Origin of the sequence: Bacillus cereus group sp. MYBK108-1, assembly GCF_051917185.1 — a bacterium.
GTDB classification, from domain to species: Bacteria; Bacillota; Bacilli; order Bacillales; family Bacillaceae_G; genus Bacillus_A; species Bacillus_A cereus.
Genome location: NZ_JBQAHZ010000012.1, coordinates 110,935 through 136,921 on the forward strand (window position 1 = coordinate 110,935; position 25,987 = coordinate 136,921).

The window sequence follows — 25,987 nt, forward strand, 5'->3', positions numbered from 1 at the left end:
GTGCTACGAAATATTAGTAGCACCTTCTTTTTTATTTAATTAATGTTTTACGTACTCTAAGCTTTCTTTTGCAATATACGCTTCTGTTACAGTAGGATTATCTGAAATAACTTTAACCCACGCTTTTCCATTTATTATTTCTTCACCAGTAACTGTGACAACTACATTTGTATTTAAACGATACAGTCGCTCATTTGATATACTAGGATTCTTTTTCACTTCCACGTTATTCATCACACGTGCAAGTTTGTACTTGTTGTATTCTTTTTTACCTAAATAAGAATCAAAACGGTTCATATGCCCCGCTACTTTTTTACCCCAGTTCGCATCAGATGCATATTTCGCATTTAAACCAGCAGCTTTATCACCTGTATATGTTGCTGTATAACGCCAATGTCCTGGATTTAAATATCCTTCATTCATGTATAATTTTGCTGCATGTTCAATACAATCTTCTTTTGAATTAAATGCTTCCCCGTTACCATATGGGCTATCGTCTGTTGCTTTTAAACCAAATAAATTATTTTTGTCTTTTGCAAGAGCGCTTGTTCCATAATAACTTTCATGAATTGCTAATGAATATAAGAATAATGCATTTACATTATACTTGCTTTCTACTTCTTTAAATTTCTTTCCTAAACCAATTAATGGAGAGTCTGGCTTAATCGATTTCACATAACTATCTAGTTGTTCAGCTGTATAATCTGTTTTCGAACGTAATGATAAATAATTGAAATATTGATAGAAAGTTTCATCTCCGAATATCTTTCCATCTACACTATACATTTGCTGTCCTTGCTTCATGAAAGAAGGTGCCACACCATATCTAAATTCTGTATATCCAGGTGAACTTGTATTATATGTATAATATTTATGGTATAAATATCCATCTGATTTCACATAATAAGACGACTGTTTCATTTCATTTGTAGGAATTAAAGTGATTTCATTCTTCTTCACATAACCTGTCAAACCAGAAAGTTGAACTTTCACACGATCTTCGCCAACTTCTAACACTTTCAATTCTGTTCCATACTGAATATACGTATATACTGTTGCTAAATTCTCATCATAAATATTAATGATGTTTTGCCCAGTTATTCTTTTCGCACTTGCAAAACCATCTTTAATCCATAAAAATTCGTTCTCATATTTTACCGCATTCATACCTTTATTTTGAGCAGCCGTAACCGCTTCTTTATACGTATTATAGCGCTCTACTTCTTGCTCTGTTCCGTTTTCTCTTACATTTGTCACAACATATTTCTTAGTTTCTACAGGATTGGTATTTCCGTTTTTTTCAATCGTCTGAAGCATGCGATCCAACATAGCTGAAGCCATCCCTCTTGTAGCTGATAAATGTGGTCTAAATGTATTATCTTCTGGATACCCTTTAATAATTTGAGTAGCCACCATAACTTGCACATGCTCTTTATAGTTAATACTATCTTTATCAGTAAAGGTAAGCGGACTTACAGCTACTTTAATATTTTTATAGTCTAACGCTCGCTTTACCATGATCGACATTTCTTCACGTGTAATCACATCATTTGGTGAGAACGTCTCGTTCGTACGACCATTAATAATTTTCGCTCCATATGCTCTACTTACACCATCATATAAACCGTAAGTCTTCGGCACATCCTCGAAATTCGAATCAGCTTTCGGTAAATTTAAAGCCCTCGCTATGAATGTAGCAAACTCTGCTCTTGTTACTAATTTATCAGGCGCATATACATTGTCTCCATACCCCATTAAAACTCCTTTAGTAATAAGTGAGCGCATATTCGTCTCAAACATATGTCCTGTAATATCATCATTTGCCGCATAACTTGAAATAGGAGTTAAAAGTAATGATCCCGTTAATGCCACTGCTGTTATACCTTTTGAAAAAGTCTTCAAGGTTATCCTCCTCGTAATCTACGAATTTATTATCACAAATTTGATTATATAATAATCACAATCATTTTAGCATAATAAATAGGAATTAAAATAAAACGTTTTTTAATTTGAATTTTCATTACATTCAAAACAAAACAAAAGACACTTTACTTTTTTAATAAAGTGCCTTTTTCCATATGATCAATGAGTTTCTTTGTTGCCTGTTTGCCTTGCAACCGAAGCTCATCTATTGTCAATTGTAACTCTTGCTGCACAGTTCCTTGTTGCATTAATTGCTTTTTCGCAATTTCATATAAATATTCAGCACTCCATTCGCCATCCACACTTCCTATAACTGGCTGATTCACTTGACTTAAAAACGAATCAATTTTTGGATCGTATGAAATCCCGACCATTGGAGTTTTGGCTACAGCAGAAAAAACTAGTGCATGAAGACGCATACCAATTAGTAATGAACATTGTGATAAAATGAATATTTTCTCGTCGATATCCATTTTATATGGAAGCATATACGTCTCTTCTCCCATTAAGTCTACTACTTCACGCGAAGCTTTTTGATCAAATGGCTCATGCATTGGAACAAATAGAATTTGGTATCCTTCTTGCTTTAATTTTTTTAATGCCGCAGCTAATTTTTTTATATAATCTTCTTTTGCATTCCAATAACGCACACTAACCGCAATTACTTTTCCATGTATCGAATGCTTTTGCAACCAATCCGATTGTTTTGTCCGTTTCCATGTTAAAACAGGGTCTGGAACAATTTCAATATCGTTTTTTATGCCAAGTTCTTTTAAATATAAAAACGAATCCTCATCTCGAACTGATACATAGGAAGCTTTTGACAAGTTCCATTTTACTAATAGACGATTATATCCTTTTGTAATTGGACCTATTCCTTGTGAATAAATATAATACGGCTTTTTTAATAATCGAGCGAGTCCCATAATACCCGTATAATATAGAATACTCTTCGTACTTGTCTGATCTTGAAGAAGGCTCCCGCCACCGCTAATAACTCCATCACTGTTTTTGATTGCATGATAAACAGCTTTTATATCCCAGCGATCTACCGATTCTACACCATACATTTCCTTTGTATATTTAGAATCATTTGATAGTACTACTAGTTCTATATCCGGGTTCTCTTTACTTAACGATTCAATAATTGATTGTAGAATCGCCTCGTCTCCAACATTATAAAAACCATAATATCCTGATAAGACTAAACGCACCCTAAATCTCCTCCAAAACTAGGTAACCGTTTATTTCATCTAACATAAACTAGTACCCATTCCTTACCTAAACACTTGATACCCTACATAGTTTCCTCTTTATCAGTTCATATAAATTATAATAAAAAATTAAATTTCTATATTTATCTTTTCAAAAATGGTATTTTGTTTATTGATATCCATTTTAATTTCAAAGCACATACACCATACAAAATGGTTGTAATACTTAATGCTATACCACTGAATAATAACGTCATAATTCTTGAAGATGTAATATTTATCACATTACATAGTTCATACAATCCTAGTCCCAAAATACATGCTATTGCTAGCACACCAAAAAAACTTTTTAAATGAATAGAATAGGCAATATAGCTTCGAATATACAAATGATTTACAATACAAACCAATACGTAAGTAATGAATGTACTATACGCCGCTCCATCTATGCCAAACTTCTGCACGAACATTATGTTTAACACGACTTTCACACAACTCGCACCAATAACAATCCATGCAGCTTGTGCAGAACGGTTAATGCCCTGTAAAACACCTATTGATAATACCATAACCGCAGTAAAATACGAACTGCCAATCATAACTGTTAACATACTACTGCCTTTTACATCTGTGAACAATCCGACATTTAACGGTACTGTTAATGCCATCAACCATATTGTTAACGGTGCTGTCAAAACATGCGCTAGTCGATTGGTATTTTGAATTGTTATTTTCGCCAAATTTATATCTCTTTTGGCCAATGCGGAAGTTAAGAGTGGTATTAACGGAAATACAATTGCACTTGCAAAAATAACAATTATTTGCGTGAATGCAAAACCGCGACTGTATATTCCAAATTGTTCTTGAATTTCTGTTGATGATCCTTGTAATACATGCGGTATTGTAAGCGAGTCTACTAAATTTAAAAGTGGCATTGATAAAGCTCCAATAGCGATTGGGATCGATACCCGTAATATCTTTTTGCCGTTTTCTCTTAAATCTCGGAGCGAATAGGAATTGCTTTTATTGTAGTATGGACTTCTATTATATTTTATACGCAAATATATAAGCGAACTAATGACTCCAAGAAAAGAGCCAACCATCGCACCACTAGTAATAACAGTATTACTCTTATCCCATGATACTAGTATGTAAGCAATTATTAACATAAAAAACACACGTACAAATTGCTCAATGACCTGTGATACCCCTGTTGGTTTCATATCACCGAAACCTTGAAAATACCCTCTATACACCGCCATGTATGGCGCAATGAGTAACGCTAATGAAGTAATAAGCAACGGCATTCTAGTTTCTTGTCCACCAAGCATATTTGCAATTTCAATAGAAAATAATACAATGACTAAACAGCCGAAAACGCCAAATGCTATCCCAATAATTGACGCTGATTTAAATAATTTCGCAATTTCCTTTTGCCTATTTTTTTCGTTCAACTCTGCAATTAGTTTCGAAATTGCAAGTGGAACTCCGGCTACCGATAATGTAAGAGCAATCATATATACAGGAAAAACAAGGCGGAAAATACCGAGCACTTCATCTCCTGCAATATTTTGTAATGGAATTTGAAAAAAACTACCCAGCAATTTCGACAAAAAAGTTGTAATGGTTAAAATTGCTGCTCCTTTTACAAATGTTTTATTCATATTTTTTCTCTTTTCTTTTATACATATACTCTCAAACATATTGTTTTAAACGATAGGAATTCACTTTATCCCATTGGTTATCATAACAAATTTATTATAGGTTGAATACTTGGTTTTTTTTTCAAAATAGAAAAGAGAACCCATTTAAGCCTGTCTCTTCACAATATTTTTTCTAATTCCTTCCATTATATATGTACACATTATAACCGTTTCTGTTACGCAAAAAGAGCCCTTCCTCTCTATCACTGCGATACATGTTACTAAAAACATTATAAAAATATCCCACAACTCTACATTATAATTTATGTAAGATTGTGAGATATTCTAATTACCATCTAAACACTTAAGATTTTCAATTGCTCTTTCTGTTCATTGCTTGCCATTACTGCGATTGTTTTTTCAATACTCGGATGTACTTGCTCAAGCTTTACACTTGCTCCTACTTTATTTGATTGCTCAACAAAATTTAATAATGCCATAGCTCCTGATACATCCATATAACGCACATCTTTCATACGTAAAACAACCGGTGACTTCACATCTTGTAAAGTAGAGAAAATACGATCTACTGATAGGAAAGAGAGCGGTCCTTGAATTGTGTACGTTTCTTCTTTTTCTTTTACGATAGAAGTTTTGCGTTCTTTACATTTCACCATATATATGATGAACGAAAGAATAATACCGAATGCAACAGCAATCATTAAATCGAACTTCACCGTTACAATCATCGTTACGAGCATAACAACGACATCACCTTTAGGAGCGACATGCATCTTTTTCATGCTTCCCCAATCGAACATTCCAATACCAGTTAAAATTAAAATACCTGATAATACAGCAAGTGGAATATATTGTACGACCGAACCAAGACCCATAATAAAAATAAATAAGATAACACTATGCATACATGCCGAAAGTGCCGTTTTACCGCCACTTCTTATATTCACGATAGACCTTACAGTCGCACCTGCACCTGCTAATCCGCCAAACAATCCGCTCATCATATTACCGATACCTTGTCCGACCAGTTCTTTATTACTTTTATGACGTGTACCTGTCACATTATCCATTACGACCGATGTTAACAACGAGTCAATCGATCCTAATAAAGCAATACTAAGCGCTGGCAAAATAAGTGCTGCTATTCCTGTTCCACTTAAAGATGGAATATGAAGCGTAGGCATCGCTTCTGGAATGGTTCCAATCTTTTCAATTACTTTATTTAGTGAAAGATTTCCGATAATCGGTAACTTTACTGTAAGTCCTTCGAGTAAGGAAGAAAATAAAGGAAGCAAAGCTGTCACACCGACTAGTGCTACTAAACTAGACGGAATCGCCTTAATCCATTTACCAGAAACAATCATTACAATAATCGTTAACACAACAAGTAAAAAACTATTTTGTACGTGCTTTATTTCGCCTAAAATAATGATTAATGCAATACCATTCATAAATCCCGAAACGACAGGATACGGAATATATCGAACGTAAGAACCGAGCTTACATACACCGAATAAAATTTGAAATAACCCTGCCATCATAAAGGCAATAAAACTTGCCTCTAACCCGTGCGTCGCAATAACTCCTGTTGCAATAACGGTAATTGGTCCAGTTGGCCCTGTTACTTGCCCAGGTGTCCCGCCAAATAACGCTGCGAATAAACCTGCAAAAATCGCACCATACAATCCAACAAGCGCTCCCTCAGACGTTCCTGTCGCGGCAATACCAAATGCAATCGCAAGTGGTAACGCAACAATCGCAACAGTAAATCCTGCTAAACATTCCTTTGCTATTTTTTGAAACATAAAAAAACCACCTTTGTATAAAGTCCATGTTCCATTGTACACCTAAAAAGATACATTCGTTAGCTCACTTTTTACATTCTCGTGACGTAAACGTATTCAACGAAAAGTTTTCCCCTTATCTTTGGAAACAATTGCAACTATGCTATAATGAACAAATTAAATCTTTTACTATATACTTGGAGGCACTATGCTAACTTTTGAAGAAAAATTATCGATTATTGAATCTTTCCCAGAACTAGAAAGAAAGAACGTATCATTAAAACGTGTAAACTTCCACTTTGAAGAAAGTCGTTTAGATAAAAAGAACGTTGTATTTCATTTACACCCAAATGGAAATGGATTTGTATATGCAAGCGGTATTAAAGGTTATAAAACAGATGATAAAGGCATGGTTAACATCCGTGAGTTTTCAGCAGAGGAGTTACGTTCAGTAATTGAGAAATCAATTGACCTTCTATCACAAGAAGAAGTAGTAGCACCTGTAGAACCTGCGAAAGAAGAAGAATGGCAGAACGAAGATGGTCATATTCTTACTCTTATTTCAGAGGATGACATGTGGAACGTGTACGCTGGTGTAAACTTAGACGGTACATTCAACTCTTATCCAGAAGCTGCGGAATACCTTGATGAAGAAGGCTTTTCACGCAAATAAAAATAGAAACCTATTTCATTCAACGACTTTTATAGTAATCAAAGAAGACACTTAAGGTGTCTTTTTTTGTTATATAAACTCCTTTCTCACACTATCTCTATTAATTTTCATAAAATGATTCAGAGGAGGTTTATATGAATACAACTGCTAAATTAATAAATTGGAAAGAACATGGCGATATGATTATTCTAGAATGTGAATTAAATGGAAAACGCTTCGAGATATCAACATATAAACAACGAATATATAATGCACACCTTTTATCAGCTGACGTTTATATTCGTTTAGACTCATCTGATAATATAATTGGAATAAATATTTATAAAAAGTAAGAAAAGCCCCCTATTCCATAGGCGGGCTTTATCTTTATTACACAACATCAGAGTATACTCTCTTTTTTTCATACAGTTTATGTAATTATACATATTCATCAAAAAATACACTGAATGAATATTACATGTAGTAAAATATAACTTGTGGGCACGTTCTATAAAGCAGATTCTTTTAAAAGGCGTAACATATCAATTATTATAGGGGATGTGGCGTCACTTCGATATTGATCTCAAATCTCTTGTCTTTTGTGAACTAACAATCTAGTGTATATAGACGATTCTGCTTTATAGTGTGTGTTTACACTCATAACAAAGGGGTAATGGTAATACGGATAGATTCCGATTCGTATGAAATGAAATGGTTCAAGTCGGAGCAAGGCACCTTAGGGTGTCTTTTCTTTTTGTATTACATCCACTTTGTGTTTCCACCTTATTTCAAATGCGCTAATTAACCTTCACCAAGAAAAAATGAGAATTAACAAAGATATTGTTTTTTCTGTTTAATACAGAAAAATGCAGGATACCCCATAGATATGGGGCATCCTGCATTTTCTATTTTTTCGCACCTTTCAACGACTCCCTCAGTACAAACTTCTGCAGCTTCCCGCTCGCATTACGAGGGAGTTCATCTACAAATAAATAATGACGCGGACGTTTATAATCTGCTAGTTCATCACTTTCTTTGCAATACGTTTCTAAATCAGCTTCTGTTATTGTTTCATCTTTCTTCACAATAACTGCCACAACACGCTCTCCCCATAATTCATCTGGCTCACCAAGTACCGCCACATCTAATATACCTGGATGACTATGAAGGAAATCTTCAATTTCACGAGGATAAATATTTACGCCACCGCTAATTACCATATCATCAACGCGATCAGCAACGAATAAATAACCGTCTTTATCAAAATAGCCTAGATCACCAGAATGATACCATCCTTTATACATCGATTTTTTATTCGCTTCTTCACGATTATGATAGCCAGCCATCATAGTTGGGCCGCGTAAAATAATTTCTCCCACTTCATAAGGAGGTAATACATCATCTGGTTCTGCCGGTGCATCCTCGTTCGGTTTCACAATACGAACTTCATGGCTAAAACATGGCGTGCCTGCTGAACCAGCTTTCGTAATTTGATCCTCCTCTACGAGAAATGCAACAACTGGCCCCATTTCTGTCATTCCGTATATTTGAACAAGATCAATATAAAGACGTTCTTTACATTCCTTCACTAACGCCGGTGCCATTGCTGCCCCGCCATATATACCGATTTTCATTGACGTTAAATCATACTGAGCTAAATCTTTTTGCAACAACATATTCCACATCGTCGGCGCTGCAAAGAACGTCGTAATCTTTTCTTCTTGAATCGTATGTAATACTGTTTCTGTATCAAAATGATGCAAAATAACATTCTTTCCGCCAACTTGAATGCGTGGTATGATTCCGGCATTTAATTCACCACAGTGATATAAAGGTGCAACAACAAGCCCAACGCTATCTCTATTATATTTTAGGAAATACGTACAAATCATACTATGCTCAGCCATTTCACGATGGCGATGTAACACGCCTTTCGGATGACCTGTCGTACCGCTCGTATACAGCATAGAACAATAATCCATTTCATCAATTTCGATATTTACTTTCTCAGAAGATGCTTCATTCACTTTTTCATGGTAGGAACTTGCATAGGAAGGTTTATCGTTTTCTATAGACCAAAAAGATGTATTTGGAAAATCTCTTTCAATTATAGCAACAGTTGACTCAACTGCTTTTTCAAAGACAACGACTTTCGAGGATGCGTCCTGAAGAATATAAGATACTTCTTTCGCCTTTAAGCGGAAGTTAATCGGGTTAAAAATCGCACCAATTTTCGCACAGGCTAAGTAAACGTTTACAAATTCATGGCAATTATATAAGTAAACAGATACCGTATCTCCCTTTCTTACCCCTTCTTCTAATAGAGCGTGCGCTGTTTTATTTATTTGTTCATCCCACTGTTTATACGTCCAGCGAATATTTTTTTCAGGTTCCACTAACGCCTCTTTATTTGGATACTTACCAACTGATAAATCAAAAATTCTCCCTATCGTCATATACATGCCAACAATTTCCCCCTTTTCTCTTTCATAAATCTATCATTTCGTCCATAAGTAGACATTGTCCTCTAATGATTTGACTAATTTTTCTGATTATTATCGACATAGTTTTACATACGGTACCGCTAGAAGGTAAATGAAATTATATCGGCGATTTTCCGGATATATCGACCGTAACTTGAAATATATCAACCACAACTCAATTTATATCAGCGATTTTTCGAATATATCGACTTACCGACAAAAACTGATAAGATATAATCGGACCGTCCGTTACTGCAGGATAAAAAAGAGGTTATTCCGACTCGGAACAACCTCTTTCTTCTTATGCAAATAGCTCTTCTAAAATTTTCAGTTTATCTTCTGTATATTTCACAAAGCCATCGTTATATGATTTTGGATCTTTCGGATTTGCAAAGTGCGTAATTGCTCCCGTCTTCGGGTGAACAAATTTACTTGATGCACCACAACCAAGTCCGATAATTGATTGTACTTCTTCCATAATGACAATGTTGTAAATACTTTCTTGCGTCGGCATTGCATAACCAACGTTCTCTAAGTTACCTAAAATATTCTTTTGACGATATAGGTAATATGGTACGTAATTATGCTTTTGCGTCCACTCTTCTGCTTCATGCATCATCGCTGTAATTTCTTCGCGACCTGCTACTTTATATTTACGTTTGTTTTGCGTCATTTCAGAAGCACGTTTAAATGATAACGTATGAACTGTTAATGATTCTGGCATTAACTTTTCTGTTTCATCTAACGTATGCTTGAAGATATCTAACCCTTCACCAGGAAGACCAATAATTAAGTCCATATTAATATTGTTCATTCCCATTTCACGAGCTAAATGGTATTTCTCAATTGTTTCTTCTACAGTATGATGACGTCCAATTGCTTTTAGTGTCTCTTGATGGTATGACTGCGGATTAATACTAATACGGTCAATATTCCATTTATTTAACACTTCTAGCTTTGCTGGCGTAATTGTATCTGGGCGACCTGCCTCAACTGTTACTTCACGCACATTTTTCACATCTGGGAACGCTTCATACATTTCTTCATACAGCATATCCATCTCTTCTGCTGTAATACTTGTAGGTGTACCGCCGCCGTAATAAATCGTCGTAACTTTTACACCTTTTTCTTTTAAAAACTTACCAATTTCACGAACTTCATAATGTAAACCACCTAAGAACGAATCAACAGATCCTTGGCGTCCATTAATTGCATAAGCCGGGAATGTACAATATGCACATTTCGTTGGGCAGAACGGAATACCGATATAAATACTTACTTCTTCTTTCAAACGGTATAAATCCGGAACAACTGCTAATTGGCAATCAACAATGCGCTGAAGAAGTTCAATTTTCTCTTCATGAATTAAATAACTTTCACGAAGTTCTTGATGCGCTTCTTCTTTTGACATACCATTTTGAAGCATTTTGTGAAGAAGTTTCGTCGGACGTACTCCCGTTAAAATACCCCAGCTTTGTTCAATACCAGTTAACTGCTGAAGAACAGAAAGATATACATAAGAAACAACGTGTTTCACTTGCTTCATACGCTCTTTTTCATCTGTAAAAGCAGATAAATCTTTTGCGAATGTTTCTTCATACACATTTCCAGTCGCAACATCTGTTAAACGAGCAGATGCTTTCACATTCTCTTCAATGTGTATATCAACGATAAGATTTGCTTCCTCTTGTTCAAATCCAATCGTACTCTCTTCAAAAAATAAGCCGCCAATATTTTGTAGCGGACGTAAAAAACGATCATCTTGTAACGTTTTAATTGAAATTAACAACATTATCACCTTTTCATTTGCAAACTCTCTTTAGTTTACTTGAAGGGCGTTTGCAGGTCAATACAGAAGGTTTTACCTGTTTCTCTTACATTTTTTCAAATAATTCTTTTTATGAATATTGCTCATGTATATAGACATCATGATTTTCTCTTGTTAAAATTTATTAGTGTTAAAATCGATACATAGTGAAAATACAATATAAAAAGGAGGACTGTTAACACTAGATTCCACAATCTAATGTGTTAAAAACAAATATGAAAAAGAAATTTTATAGTGTATTAACTCTCTCTCTTGCATTACAAACTGTTCTTGCACCTACTTATTCATTTGCAGAGAGTGCTGAAAAATCCGCCGAAGTATATACGGAGGATCAAGTTTTTAAAAGTATTAAGGAGCATGTTAATGAGCATAGTACTCATGAAGAAGATATCGAGGTTACTGGCCAATTCCTACTATACACTTCAAAAAAACATTCATTATATACCGCGAATGATTTAAAAAACAAATCGAATATCGAGATTACAGAACAAGTCGTAACGGCGACAAAGAAAAAAGGAAATGCTTACTACATAACGACGCCAACTGGCGCTGGATGGATAGATAACAATGATAATAGCTTAGAAGTTCAAGAGATTCATAAACTATCTAACCAAAAATTAATCGTAAAAGAAGAAGCTTCCATACATGCACTTCCGTTCCAATCGTTTAAAGAAGAAGGGAAACTAGAGCCACAAGTCATTACTCCTACTGAACAAGCTGGAAATTGGTTTAAAGTCCAAATAAACGAAACAGCAAAATGGATTTATGCACCTTCTGCTACATTTGAAGGTACAAAAGCTTCATTATTAAAAAATAGTCGTACTGCTAAAAACAGTTTATTGAGATCGCCAGAAGCTCTACAAACAAACAATATTTATGGCGTTACATTTAAAGAAATGATTGTCCCAAAAGGAAATGACGATATTCGACCTGGCTACCCGATGGTGCCTAAATATATTACGATTCACGAAACGGCTAATACAGCGAAAGGTGCTAATGCTCTAAATCATGCAAAATTCTTAGATAATCAAGCACGCGGAACAGCTGATCGCGCCGCATCTTGGCATTTCACAGTAGATGATAAAGAAATTTATCAACATCTTCCGGTAAATGAAGTTGGATGGCATGCTGGAAATAAAACTGGAAACTATGAATCTATCGGAATTGAAATTGCCGTTAATCAAGATGGAAACTATGAAAAAGCGGTAGAAAATGCCCGTAAATTGGCAGCTTATTTAATGAACGACTTAAATATTTCTCTAGATAAGGTCCAAAAACACCAATTTTGGTCAGGAAAAAACTGCCCTGCGTTTATGATTCAACGCGGACAATGGGATGCTTTCTTAAAAGGAACTGAAACATACTATAAAGAAAATCAAAAAAATCCAGTAACTGATGACATTACAGGTGGCTGGTATGAACAAGACATTCGTCAATTAGCAGCTAGAGGGATTATGCAAGGAGAAGGAAACGGCAAGTACTTCCCAGAACGTCTTGTAACGCGTGCTGAATTTGCTACATTAATTACTCGTGCTTTACAATTACCAAGTGGAAATGCTAATTTCACAGACTTAGAACAAGTACACCCATCGTTAAGAGACGGTATTAATCGTGCAGCAAGCGCAGGCATAATCCGCGGACGTGGTGATAATACATTTGACCCAAATACTACAATTACACGCGAAGAAGCTGTTATTATGATCGATCGTTCTCTAAAACACGCTGGTATTTTTGCAAAACAAGTTGAACTACCATTCGTAGACCAAAACTTAATTTACGCTAAAGAAGAAGTACAAAGAGTGTATGGATATGGAATTGTAAAAGGTAATGAATTGAATCAATTCGTACCAAAAGGACCATCACAACGTGCTCACGCAGCTGCATTTATAAACAGAATGCTTAGCGTAATTGAAGCTTAACATATTTATCATTCCATATAGATATTTTCATTTTATCTGTATTCACTTAAAAGGCATCAGAGATTGTATATCTCTGATGCCTTTTATACATCCGTTAACTATTTTTAGCCATGAATCTTAAACGTATTCCTAGTAACAGAAGCATAAAACCGATGAATGGAACGTAATTCGTATCGTGTCCTGTAGCTGGAAGTTGTTGATTATTAGAAGAACCTTGTCCTTTTTCTGGTAAATTAGGTTTTTCTACTCCCTCACCTGGCTTTTCTGTTCCTTCACCCGGCTTTCCTGTTCCTTCACCTGGTTTTCCTGTTCCTTCACCTGGTTTTCCTGTTCCTTCACCTGGTTTTCCTGTTCCTTCACCTGGTTTTCCTGTTCCTTCACCTGGTTTTCCTGTTCCTTCACCTGGTTTTTCCGGACCTTTTTCTGTATCTTTTTTATTTGTAAATTGAAGCTTTACAACTTCAATTTTTTCATTAGAAATCGTAAATTTCATTTCCTTATCGGATAAAGTATATCCTTCTGGCGCTTGGATTTCTTTTAAAGTGTAATCTCCTGGTTCTAACTTCTTAGAAGTCGCTTTACCGCTCTTATTTGTTGTTAATGTGTCGATTTTTGTTCCGTCTTTCCAAATTTCAAACACTGCGCCTGCTAATGTTTTATTTGTATTATTGGCATCTACCTTTGTAATTTCTAATTGACCTGTAATTTCTTCTTTCACTTTTTCATTCATAACTTCTTGTTTTACTACTTCATTTGCTACAACCTTTACTTCTACTGTTACTTCTAACGCCTTATAACCTTCCGGCGCTTTCGTTTCTTCTAACGTATACTTTCCTGGCACTAAGCTTTCGAATTTCACAACGCCATCTTTATTCGTTGTTTTTGCTTCTCCAACTACTTGACCAGCTTCGTTCTTTAATTTAAATTCTGCACCTGCTAGAACTTTTCCATTCTCTGCATCTTTTTTGATTACTTGTAAGCTTCCTAGTTCTTTTGCGTTTTCTACTTGTACTTCTACTACTTTGTTTGCTTCCACAACGACTTCAATTTCTTCTTTTAACAACTTATATCCTTGTGGTGCTTTTGTTTCTTTTAATGTGTACTTTCCTGGCTCTAATTTCTGAGAAATTACTTTACCTGTTTTATCTGTTCGTAACGTATCTACTTTCTTACCATCTTTATACACTTCAAATTCTGCGTCTGATAATACTTTCGTTTTATCTTCCGCATCTACTTTTACAATTTCGAATTGACCAAGGCTCTTACTGTTCGTTACTTTTACACCAACAACTTTTTCACCGTCAACTGTTACATGAATTATTTGTTTTGTTAACTCATAACCTTCTGGTGCTTTTGTTTCTTCTAACGTATATTCACCTGGCACAAGTCCGTCTACTTTAACCGTTCCAGCCTTATCTGTTGTAATTCCTTCTTTTACAACATTTCCTTTCGCATCTTTCAATGTAAATTCTGCGCCTGCTAAGCGTTTCGTTTGATCTTTATCATCCATTTTAATAATTTGTAGAGAACCTAAGATTTTTTCGTTTTCTGCCTCTACTTTTACTACTTCGTTCTCATTTTGAATTGTTACTTTCCATTCTTTATTTGAAAGCTTGTAGCCCGCTGGTGCTTTCGTTTCTTTCACTGTGTATTCACCTAGCGGTAATTTCGGTGACATCACTTTTCCACTCTCATCTGTTTTCAGTTCCGCTACCTTTTTACCATCTTTATACACTTCGAATTCTGCACCTGATAACAATTTCGTTTTATCATTCGCATCTACTTTCACAATTTCGAATTGACCTGTTACTTTTTCATTCGTAACTTCTTGATTTACTACTTCGTTCGCTACAACGTTTACTTCTACTATCACTTCTAGCGCTTTATAACCTTCCGGCGCTTTCGTTTCCTCTAACGTGTACTTTCCTGGCACTAAGTTTTCGAATTTCACAACACCGTCTTTATTCGTTGTTTTCGCTTCTCCAACTACTTGACCAGCTTCATTTTTCAATTTAAATTCTGCACCTGCTAGAACTTTTCCACTCTCTGCATCCTTTTTGGTTACTTGTAAGCTTCCTAGTTCTTTTGCGTTTTCTACTTGTACTTCTACTACTTTGTTTGCTTCCACAACGACTTCAATTTCTTCTTTTAGCAATTTATATCCTTGTGGTGCTTTCGTTTCTTTTAATGTGTACTTTCCTGGTTCTAATTTCTGAGAAACTACTTTACCAGTTTTATCTGTTCGTAACGTATCTACTTTTTTACCCTCTTTATACACTTCGAATTCTGCATCTGATAATACCTTCGTTTTATCTTCCGCATCTACTTTCACAATTTCAAATTGACCTGTTACTTTTTCGGGAATCTTTTTATTCACCACATCTACAGTCAATACTTTATTAGCCTCTACATCAACAGAAACTGAACTAGATGATAATTCATACCCTTTCGGTGCTTCTACTTCTTTTAATGTATAGCTTCCAACTGGAAGTCGTTTCGATAAGGCTTCACCTTTATCATCTGTAACAATTGTTTCCACAACTTTCCCATCTTTATCGATAACATCAAATTTTGCACCTGGCAGAAGTTGACCGGATTCACTATCTTTTTTCAATAATTTAAATTGGCCATTCTCTACTTTTTTCGTATTCTTCATAACAAGTTCAATTACGTTTGTATTATCAATTGTTACTTTGACTGGTGTATCAACTTTTATATATCCTTCTGGTGCATTTATTTCTTTTACAAAATAGTCACCAAGTGGTAAATCTTTAACTTCCGCAATACCCTTTTCGTTTGTTGTAACAGTAGCCACAACGTTATTATCTTTGTCTATAACATCAAATTTTGCGTCTTTTAAAACAATATTTTCATCGTTTTCATCAACTTTTTTAATTTGTAAATGTCCTTTTTCAGCTGCTGGTTTATTCCATTTTGGCCAGTTAAATTTAAAGTTATGAACCTCAAAACCATCTCTTTGGTGTAATCCTCCAACATAGGCTTGTCCATTAATAGAACCACCTTTTGTTTCTACAACTGCATTAGGTGCAAACACACTACCTACTACACCATAACCTTTAGTTGTTATCTTTGTAGCATTAGGAAATACCCAAATTACCTTACTAGCTAACTCAGTAAAAGATGAATTAGGGTCGTATGCTTGAGATGTATTAATTAAATCCGTCGCCATCCCAGTATTTCTTGTATCATACAAAATTGCACCGCCACCAAAACTCACTTCTTCTGCATCTGAATAAATAACAATAAAGTCTTTATTCTCTACATTCGGAAGAAAAACGTCTTTTACATCAAATGCTTTCTTTCCCGTTTGGCCTGAAGAGACATAAATATTAGGGTTATTTACATCTTCACCGATTCCAAAACTCATATTAGGTTTTGGCTTATCAGTGTGTAGTTTACTTGCATCCCCAATTACACCATCAACGTCTTTTCTAAATTCTTTAAACTTAGCATCAATCTCCGCTTGCTCTTTATAAGAGATACGGTCATATAATGTTTTCATCGCGCCATCTGGGTCACCGTCTTTTGTCATCGCCACTGTTCCATCTTGAATAATTACCTGTCCTGCTCCCGCTTTCGTAAATTGACCGCCTAGTAATAATGATGGATATCCTTCATCTATCCAAGTTGCTCCAGCTAAGTTATTTGCTCCAGTTGCAGCTGCTACGACTGTATAACTTGATGCGTTCATATTTTTCTGAACAGCCATCGCACCTTCAATATCCGCACTCGTTGCACTATGATCTCCAAAAATGATGGCGTTGTAATAAGATACATCACCTAAACCTTTTAACTCTGTTGTAGCTGCCTCTGCTTTAAATGGTAAATGGATTAAAAAATTCATACATATTAGTAATACAACTATTAAACTACTACTTAACTTTTTAATTTTTTGATTAAATGATTTCCTCAAGAAATTCATTCCCCCTTTTAAACTTCCTAAAATCACAAAAAGAAGTACATTTCATATGTACCAGGTCTTACTCACATTAACTTAAAATAATCCATTTAAATACAACAAAGGAACGCTACAACTACTTAATAAAATTACTACAATTCATTTTTGAAATAATACGTGAACTAAACTGTCATGCGGAAATACTTTTACGTATGGGAGCCCAATAAAATTAATCTGAAGAATATTTCATGTGGTGTAACTATTTTGATAACATCCTTCACTTTACATTAGTTTTCTAAAGGATTCAAGTGAATTGTATAGATTTCATACACAATTCACATTTTAAAACGTTTTCATTCATTTTAATAAGCTCAACAAAAAACGTAGCCAAAAAGCTACGTTTTTCTTTCATCGTTTCGGTGTATTTTTATGATTCTTCAAAAACGGAAGCGGGAACTGCTTACGGAAATGCTCTTTAATCATGTACTCTACACCGTTTTCACTATTTGAACGTGTAATCCAATCGGCTGCTTGCTTTAATTCTACAGGCGAGTTCCCCATCGCTACCCCAAGTCCCACGTTTTCAATAATCTCTAAATCTTCCATACTATCTCCAATCGCAACCATTTCATTTAGCGAAATATTTAAATGCTCTCCAAGCAATTGTAACCCGCGTAACTTTGATACATTTTGCGGTAAAATTTCTATTCGTTTTGAATCACATTCAACATACTCTACATCTTGGAACGCTTTTCTTAATGTATTTAGCCCGCGTTCTTTTTCACCTTTAGTTTGGAAAAGAACATCAATTTTTGGCGCCGCTACCGGATGGTCACGAAGCGCGTCACCTAACGAATCTACAAATTGAACTGGATAAAATAACGGATCTGCGCTTGATAATACAGTGCGCGCAATTAAGTTTGGTGTATTTCTCTCACGATTTCCTATCGAAAACCGTTCATGAGAAATGCGTACGTTACAATCAAAGTGCTCTAACACTTGCACAATGTTAAAAGTCTTCTCTTCAGACAATCTTCTTTGAACGTACGGCTTATCTAACGTTGCTGAAACGAAAGCACCACCATGTGTCACTAATATAGAATCTAATTTTAACGCCTTTGCTACTTTATGAGCGGATTGAAAATTACGACTCGTAAATAACGTAACGTATACATCTTTTCTTTTCACAAATTCAATTGTTTCTCTTAATCCTTTTGCAATTTTTCCATTGTTGTATAGTAGTGTCCCATCTATATTAAGAGCTAGTAAGCGATAAATCATGTCGCACTCCCCCTCTTCGCTGTTGTACTCTATCCATAATTTATGAAATAAATGTAGCAAATAGAACGAGTTAGAATTACTACTGAAAATTTGGTTTACTATATACATATACACTTAGCAAAGGAGATAGTACAATGCAGGCACCTCCTTCTTTTTATGAAGGCGATACGTTAGAAGTCGCAAAAAAATTACTCGGGCAAAAACTTGTTCATATTGTAGACGGAATAAAGCGAAGCGGAATCATTGTAGAAGTAGAAGCATATAAAGGCCCAGATGATAAGGCCGCACATAGTTACGGAGGCAGACGGACAGATCGCACAGAAGTTATGTTTGGTGCACCAGGGCATGCTTACGTATATTTAATTTATGGTATGTATCATTGCTTTAACGTTATTACAGCGCCAGTGGGCACCCCACAAGGTGTTCTCATTCGAGCTCTTGAGCCGGTAGATGGAATAGAAGAAATAAAACTAGCGCGCTACAATAAGACCGAAATTACAAAAGCGCAGTACAAAAATTTAACGAACGGTCCTGGCAAACTATGCCGTGCACTTGGCATCACTTTAAAAGAACGCGGTGTATCGTTACAAAGTGATACGTTACATATTGAATTAGTTCCAAAAGAAGAACACATATCATCACAATATAAAATAACAGCAGGACCTCGTATTAATATCGACTATGCAGAAGAAGCTGTACACTATCCGTGGCGTTTTTATTATGAGGGACATCCGTTTGTTTCAAAAAAATAAGCGATATCAACAATTTTTCAAATATATCTATCGTAACTTACAATATATCAACGGTTCGACAAGAAATATCGATTTATCGACAAATAATAACATTACGAATAAAAGAAGACTGTTCCAAAATGGAACAGTCTTTCCCTCTTACTCTGCACCTTCCGCAGTTGCAATATTATCCTCTAAATTTTCTCTTGATAATTCAGCCGCCATAAAATCAGCTGTTTCTGGAAGTGCTAAATGCATATGAGCTTTTTGACAAATTTGGATCGTACAGTTTTCTATAACATAGTCGAAAACATGTCCGCCCCCGCTTCTTTCATCATCAATGTAATGTAAGTGGAATCCAGCTACCCCAATACCTTGCGCATAATCTGGTGTCCAAAATCCAGCAAGCGTACCTTCTGTATTTTCAAATGAAAAGATTGGTTGTGATTTCGTCACTTCAACGAGCGGTGTATACGGTTTTTCTTGTCTTGGAACAGTTCTCGTCCTTACTTCACGGAACGTACCGTCCATTCGAATACCGTAAAACAAGTTTTGACTTGGCATTAATTCATGTAATAACGCTTCAACTTCTTCACGATTCATCGGACGCTCTACCGTATAACTCATTTCTTTTTCAAAAAACGTTACAGTCGCAAATGGCGTTGTTTCTTCTGGCTCTACTTTTTCCGCTGAACCGTCTGAACGTAAATGATAAAATTCATTATCAAATGCAATCATTTCACCATCTAATTGATCAAATGTGCCGATGCCGAAATCACCATGTTTTTTCAAATCTTCAAAGCTAATTACACCATCATATATACCATCTAATAGCGCAAGCATTGTAGATGTTTGATATACTTCATTACTCGTTTTCGTTTTTTTTGCATCAATATCAATTAATTGCGCAACAGTCATCTCAAATCTGCCTCCATTAGTTTAATTGGTTTGGTAATAATTTTTCGCTTAATTTAATGTTGTCACGATAGTCAATTGGAATATCAATAATGACAGGACCATCTGCTGCTAATGCTTCTTTTAATACCCCTTCTAATTCATCAGGCGTGTTAACACGAAGACCTAACGCCCCGAAACTTTCCGCATATTTCACAAGATCAACATCGCCAAACTCTGTAGCGGATGTTCTGCCGTATTTCATCATTTGTTGGAATGCAACCATATCATATGTGCCGTCTCTCCAAACAAGATGGACGATTGGAGAATTTAAACGTACCGCCGTTTCTAACTCCATCGCAGAGAATAAGAAACCACCGTCACCTGATACGGAAACTACTTTTTTACCTGGTTCTACTAAAGTAGCTGCGATTGCCCAAGGAAGTGCAACACCTAGCGTTTGCATACCGTTACTAAATAATAATCTACGTGGTTCATAAGAACGGAAACATCTCGCCATCCAAATAGAATGGGAACCGATGTCACATGTAACGGTTGTATCGTCACTAATTAAAGAACGAAGTGTACGAATCACTTGAAGTGGATGCGTAACACCTTCTGAAGGACGATTTGGAACTTCTGCTTGTTCTGATAATTTTGCGCGTAATCGTTCTAATACCGCTTCTGATTTCGTACTTAATACAAGTTTCGGTAATTTCTCCGCGATGCTATTTACCGTTAAGGCAATATCACCAATTAATTCACGCTCTGGTTGGTAATCATGGTCGATATCTGCTTGATGGTCGTCAAGATGAATAATCGTTCTGTCGCCAAGTTTATTCCAGAACTTTGGATCATACTCGATTGGATCATAACCGATAGAAATCACAAGGTCTGCTTCTTCTAGTAAAATATCACCTGGTTGGTTACGGAATAATCCAACGCGGCCGAAGAAATGATCTTCTAACTCACGTGAAATCGCACCAGCTGCTTGATATGTTTCAACGACAGGAAGTTCTGTATCCGCAATTAATTTACGAACAGCTTTCGTCACTTCATTTGTGCTCGCTCTCATACCGAGTAAAATAACTGGTAATTTCGCTGATTTTATTTTGTCTACTACATATGTAATATCATTTGTGGGAGCGATTCCAAGTTGTGGCTTAGAAAGCGCACCGATAGACTCTACAGTTGTTTCCGCAGTCATAACGTCTTGCGGAAGACTTACTAAAGTAGCTCCCGGATTTGTGGAAGTCGCACTTCGAAATGCATTACTAAGTGCTTCTGGCACATTATCAGGATGCTCTACTTCTACGCTATATTTTGTGATTGGTTCGAATAGTGCAGCATTATCCATAGATTGATGCGTACGTTTTAATCGATCCGTACGCGGTACTGCACCAGCTAAAGCAACAACGGGATCACTCTCCGCATTCGCAGTAACAAGACCTGTCGCTAAATTTGATGTCCCTGGTCCTGAAGTTACAAGACATACGCCCGGTTTCCCTGTTAATCTACCAATAGCAGCTGCCATAAATGCTGCATTTTGTTCATGACGACAAACAATTAACTCTGGTCCTCTTTCTTGCAATACATCAAATACAGAGTCAATCTTTGCTCCTGGAATACCGAAAACATGTGTAACACCTTGTTTAATTAAACAATCAACAACAAGATCTGCTCCCTTTGTTTTTGTCTTCACGTCGTTTGCTTTTACACCTGTACTCAAAACTAATCATCCCTTTATTTCATAATGTGTGTAATAAAGATTTTAATTTCACCTAGTTAATTAATGTGGTGAAGTATCATTTATCATTATATTACAAATGCATTATTTTTCCAACAATATGAATTCGACATTATTTTGACAAGATTTAAAGAATGCGCTTACAACCTTTTGTTTATCTTAAAATAACATTTTTATATCTCTTCTAAAAATGCACAAAAATACTTCCACCTATTCACATTATTAACAAATTTATAGTACCTTGCTATTAGTATACCCCTTTCAAAATAACCAATAAAAAATGGCTATTTTGAAAGGGGTTTTTAATGTTTGAGGATGCACTTCATCCGTTTCCTATAAAAAAAGGCCTCCTTAAAGGAGGCCCAAGCAAAAACAACAAACGCAAAATAACAACAAATAATGGACGATAAAATCACTATATTGACAAAGTATAGGATTTTTATCAATTGGAGTAACTCAACCCTAAATTACTCTTTTAACAATGCAATACTAATAACTGATTACAGCAATTTTTTACCGTGTCTTAAAATAATTGACTGTCTTTCAAATAATTATATTTATATTGATTGTTATTAATTAGTATATACTTGAATACGACTATACATCCTAATAAAAGGCAATATATTAAGCTGTTAGTCCTCGCGAGTTTATTTTGCCTTTAATGTAACTATACTATATTCTTCCATTTATATCACCGAACATTCCTCTCGTATTCACGCATTTTTCTTGCGTGAATACCGCAATTTAATAAAGAGCTACATTAAAAATTTATAGTTGGAATAAACCATAGTTCTTTCGCCTTTTGTACTGCTTCCATTCTTGATGAAACTTGTAACTTATGAAATATGTCGGTCAATTTATATTCTACCGATCTTTGACTTAAGTTTAATATTTCGGCAAGCTCTCTATTTGTTTTTCCTTTACCAACTTCAACTAGAATCATCTTCTCTTCATCATTTAAAGAAATTATATTTTTCATTTCGCCTTCTACATTTATATTAGATGCATTTTCTACTATCCTTAACTGTCTTACAAGTTGATGAGAAAGAACTACTTCTTTTTTCACTGCATGGCGGATTGCGTTTACCACTTCTTTCTCAGAAGAAGTTTTACTTAATACACCAAGTACTCCGTTATCTATTAATAAATTATAATGTGCAAGCACATCAAATCCTGTAAAAATAAGAATAGCTGCTTCTGGTTGCACACTAAGTATATATTTAGAAAGCTCTAAACCATTTATTTTTGGCATTTGTAAATCTATTAAATATACATCATACTGTTTATTATGCATAACTTCTCTTATTTCTTCACTATCATGGAAAACATCAGCCTCTATATCATCATATCTTTCAATTAATGCTTTAGTCCCTAGGCCAACTGCAACGTGATCATCTACAACAAGAACAGAAATCATTTTTTCATCCCTTCCACATCTAAAGATTGAATCAATTAATCAATTTTCATACTAACTTTAATCTTTAATCCATTATTCACCTTTGAATCTATTGACATTTCTCCACCTAAACTATGAATTCTAGCTACAATCCCGGATAAACCTAAACTACTATAAGAATGATTTAACTCGTCTAAATCTATCCCCATTCCTATCCCATCATCATCATAAGTTAAATTCAAATATCCATTTTGCTCATATAATCGAATTGTAACTTTAGAAGCTTTTGAATGCTTTAGTGCATTATTTAATAACTCCTGAATAATTCTATAAATTGCTTGTTCATATTCTACATTAGGTAGAATAATATTATCTTGAATTTCATAATAGAAGAAAAATGTAGCTTTAAGATTTACTTGTTTAAATAAATCTAATAATGCTTTTTTCAAACCTAATTCATATAGAAATGGAGGACGTAAGTTATTACATGTTTCACGAATGACATAAATATGATCTAAGACATCTTCATATACTTCGTTAATTATTTTTTTCATATCGACATCTGGAATATCTTTATGATATTCCTCTAATTTCCTAGACAAGCGTATTTGGTCTTGTAATACACCATCATGAATATCACTCGCCAAATTTGTCCGCTCTTTTTCAGACAAATTAAATAGTAACTTTGAAAGCCAAATTGGAGGCTGTTTCGGTTCATTTATCGTTTGCAACTGATTCACTAATTCTTCCACTTGATATGAGCATTCTAATAATAAATCAGCATAACTACACAATGTCTCTAACCATCCAATTTCTTGAATGTTCAAACCTCTCCTATTATTAGACTTACATAACAATATAATCATTGTTTTTGCTGAAATGGACAAAACAAACACAAAATGATCTTCTAATTGTATAATGGAACCAACAGTATATGTCTCTAACTGATATCCATTCAATTGCTTTAGCACATCTTCAGAAACATATCCATCCCCAATAATTTGGAGCGAATTATCCCCTTTACTCACTTCAATACAGCATATTTCTTCTCTTCTTAATACATCATTGATTTCTCTCTTTATGCTAACAATTAAGTTTGAAAACTTATATTCATTTTTTGCCTGATGTAAAAATCTATGTAAACTAAACTGATAATTTTTCTGAGAATGATATAATTTTTTCCTTAATTTAAAATCCAAATAATCCTTTATAAAGCAAGAAAGCATTAACGAAACAAACAAGATACCAGCAAATCGAATAACATCTAATATGTTATCGCTAGTATTGTGGAAAATTAAAATCCCTAGTATAACGATGAAACCCGTTAGACATATCGACAGTAAAGCATAATATTGAACTCTATGAATAACAAAATTATAATCAAATATTTTCCCTTCAATAATCATATAAAAAATGCAAATTGGAACCAATAAAAAAAAGATCGCTGTCGTCTCGACACTTATTATTTCTTTGTAATTTATCAAATTAGGAATTAAAAATAAGAATATAAATGGCATGGCTGATATGATTGTGCTCATAATAATAACTCTTATAAACTTAAAATAATAACTTTTTCTACTTTTAAAATAAAATCTAAACAATACATATACTGTTAATAAAAACAAAACAGAACTTAACAATATAATATAACTCGTCGATAAATCATTATATTTTAAATAAATAAAAATGGTTAAACAAACTAAAATAAACGCTATTATATTTATGTAGATTAATTTTGTTTTTGTTATAAACCTTATCTTCAAGTTTTTCGTAAACATGTCCATAAATTTTATAAAAAAGACAACTGAGTACGTTAAAGAAATAGCAACTACAATATACGCTATTGAATCTTTTCGTAACCCCGCCATAATACTAATGTAACTCATTCCTAAACAATGCAGAAAATAGATTAAATCTTTCGTTCCTGCATTCAAGTATGGAGCACGTATTAAAATATATGTAGCCACAAAAAAACACGTTAGATAAAACACAGTTGGTAAAAAAAGATGATAAACCAATTGCTTATCGTACGGATTATACTCTACTTTATATTCTTCTATTGTTCCCCCTTTCTTGATTGTAATTTTCTTTACCCTTTCAGTAGCACCATATAATGAAATATTAGAGTTATCATCAGGGAGAATCCCATCTATTTTTTCAATAATATCCTCGACTGCTAGATCTTGTTCTGCTGCCCAGCTATTTTTCACAATATTATTAATCACCAAATGATTTTCTTGATGCTCTATCTCAATCCCTACCCTAGGATATAACATAATTTCGATTGCAAAATAACTAAATAAACTAAGCGATAGTAACGTTACAATCAATTGATATTCATACTTAAATACTCGAATCACTTTTGTACAAAACTCCTTTTTAACTACAGCAATAACTCCATTTTCTACATTTTGTCATCATAAATTAAAGCATACACATTTCATTTAACGGTTATAAGCACAAAAAATATAGTTATCCTCTGATATAGAATAACTTTCACATTATCATTCATTCAATAAATCTCTACTTTGTTAGTTGTAATACTAATATTA

The 25,987-nt window shown here is 34.6% G+C and carries 16 protein-coding genes; 4 read left to right on the forward strand and 12 right to left on the reverse strand.

Annotated elements, in window-relative coordinates; genetic code table 11:
• Nucleotides 1-39 precede the first annotated feature (39 nt).
• From ACTFSL_RS17755 to ACTFSL_RS17770, 4 genes are all read right to left on the reverse strand, one after another.
• Entirely contained in the window at nt 40-1,902 is a 1,863-nt protein-coding gene (locus ACTFSL_RS17755; protein WP_440042147.1) for an S-layer homology domain-containing protein, read from the reverse strand.
• 146 nt (nt 1,903-2,048) lie between these two features.
• Entirely contained in the window at nt 2,049-3,137 is a 1,089-nt protein-coding gene (gene csaB / locus ACTFSL_RS17760; RefSeq protein WP_001241591.1) for a polysaccharide pyruvyl transferase CsaB, read from the reverse strand.
• Between the two features lie 143 nt (nt 3,138-3,280).
• Nucleotides 3,281-4,801 (reverse strand): putative polysaccharide biosynthesis protein, encoded by a 1,521-nt coding sequence (locus tag ACTFSL_RS17765; RefSeq protein ID WP_440042149.1) that lies wholly within the window; start codon nt 4,799-4,801, stop codon nt 3,281-3,283.
• Nucleotides 4,802-5,136: 335 nt separating this feature from the next.
• On the reverse strand, nt 5,137-6,606 hold the full coding sequence (locus ACTFSL_RS17770; RefSeq protein WP_048655873.1) for a SulP family inorganic anion transporter: 1,470 nt from the start codon (nt 6,604-6,606) through the stop codon (nt 5,137-5,139).
• Nucleotides 6,607-6,793: 187 nt separating this feature from the next.
• On the opposite strand from ACTFSL_RS17770, the gene ACTFSL_RS17775 reads away from it, so the two are divergent.
• Together ACTFSL_RS17775 and ACTFSL_RS17780 are read left to right on the forward strand one after the other, a co-directional pair.
• Nucleotides 6,794-7,258: a hypothetical protein gene (locus ACTFSL_RS17775; RefSeq protein ID WP_000954998.1), complete on the forward strand. Its 465-nt coding sequence runs from the start codon at nt 6,794-6,796 to the stop codon at nt 7,256-7,258.
• A 134-nt stretch (nt 7,259-7,392) separates the two neighbouring features.
• Nucleotides 7,393-7,590, forward strand: a complete 198-nt coding sequence (locus ACTFSL_RS17780; protein ID WP_001098258.1) for a hypothetical protein — start codon at nt 7,393-7,395, stop codon at nt 7,588-7,590.
• A gap of 552 nt (nt 7,591-8,142) precedes the next feature.
• On the opposite strand, the gene ACTFSL_RS17785 is transcribed toward ACTFSL_RS17780, so the two are convergent.
• The gene (locus tag ACTFSL_RS17785) at nt 8,143-9,699 is read right to left on the reverse strand and encodes a fatty acid--CoA ligase (protein WP_000281991.1); all 1,557 of its coding nucleotides are present in this window, start codon (nt 9,697-9,699) and stop codon (nt 8,143-8,145) included.
• Nucleotides 9,700-10,021: 322 nt separating this feature from the next.
• Complete coding sequence (locus ACTFSL_RS17790; RefSeq protein WP_002025370.1) at nt 10,022-11,512, reverse strand: coproporphyrinogen III oxidase; 1,491 nt, start codon at nt 11,510-11,512, stop codon at nt 10,022-10,024.
• 251 nt (nt 11,513-11,763) lie between these two features.
• On the opposite strand from ACTFSL_RS17790, the gene ACTFSL_RS17795 reads away from it, so the two are divergent.
• Nucleotides 11,764-13,467: an S-layer homology domain-containing protein gene (locus tag ACTFSL_RS17795; RefSeq protein ID WP_033666542.1), complete on the forward strand. Its 1,704-nt coding sequence runs from the start codon at nt 11,764-11,766 to the stop codon at nt 13,465-13,467.
• Nucleotides 13,468-13,561: 94 nt separating this feature from the next.
• Here the strand turns inward: ACTFSL_RS17795 and ACTFSL_RS17800 are convergent, their stop codons facing one another.
• Together ACTFSL_RS17800 and ACTFSL_RS17805 are read right to left on the reverse strand one after the other, a co-directional pair.
• Entirely contained in the window at nt 13,562-17,401 is a 3,840-nt protein-coding gene (locus tag ACTFSL_RS17800) for an MSCRAMM family protein (RefSeq protein ID WP_440042152.1), read from the reverse strand.
• A 393-nt stretch (nt 17,402-17,794) separates the two neighbouring features.
• Complete coding sequence (locus ACTFSL_RS17805) at nt 17,795-18,667, reverse strand: Cof-type HAD-IIB family hydrolase (RefSeq protein WP_119683009.1); 873 nt, start codon at nt 18,665-18,667, stop codon at nt 17,795-17,797.
• A gap of 134 nt (nt 18,668-18,801) precedes the next feature.
• Here ACTFSL_RS17805 and ACTFSL_RS17810 point away from each other — a divergent pair, with 134 nt between their 5' ends.
• The gene (locus ACTFSL_RS17810; protein WP_001148797.1) at nt 18,802-19,419 is read left to right on the forward strand and encodes a DNA-3-methyladenine glycosylase; all 618 of its coding nucleotides are present in this window, start codon (nt 18,802-18,804) and stop codon (nt 19,417-19,419) included.
• A 138-nt stretch (nt 19,420-19,557) separates the two neighbouring features.
• On the opposite strand, the gene alsD is transcribed toward ACTFSL_RS17810, so the two are convergent.
• From alsD to ACTFSL_RS17830, 4 genes are all read right to left on the reverse strand, one after another.
• Complete coding sequence (gene alsD, locus ACTFSL_RS17815; protein WP_119683008.1) at nt 19,558-20,316, reverse strand: alpha-acetolactate decarboxylase; 759 nt, start codon at nt 20,314-20,316, stop codon at nt 19,558-19,560.
• A gap of 16 nt (nt 20,317-20,332) precedes the next feature.
• Nucleotides 20,333-22,021 (reverse strand): acetolactate synthase AlsS, encoded by a 1,689-nt coding sequence (alsS, locus tag ACTFSL_RS17820; protein WP_098939789.1) that lies wholly within the window; start codon nt 22,019-22,021, stop codon nt 20,333-20,335.
• 778 nt (nt 22,022-22,799) lie between these two features.
• Complete coding sequence (locus ACTFSL_RS17825; RefSeq protein WP_000626498.1) at nt 22,800-23,456, reverse strand: response regulator transcription factor; 657 nt, start codon at nt 23,454-23,456, stop codon at nt 22,800-22,802.
• 35 nt (nt 23,457-23,491) lie between these two features.
• Entirely contained in the window at nt 23,492-25,795 is a 2,304-nt protein-coding gene (locus ACTFSL_RS17830) for an ATP-binding protein (RefSeq protein ID WP_000621686.1), read from the reverse strand.
• Between the last annotated feature and the right edge of the window lie 192 nt (nt 25,796-25,987).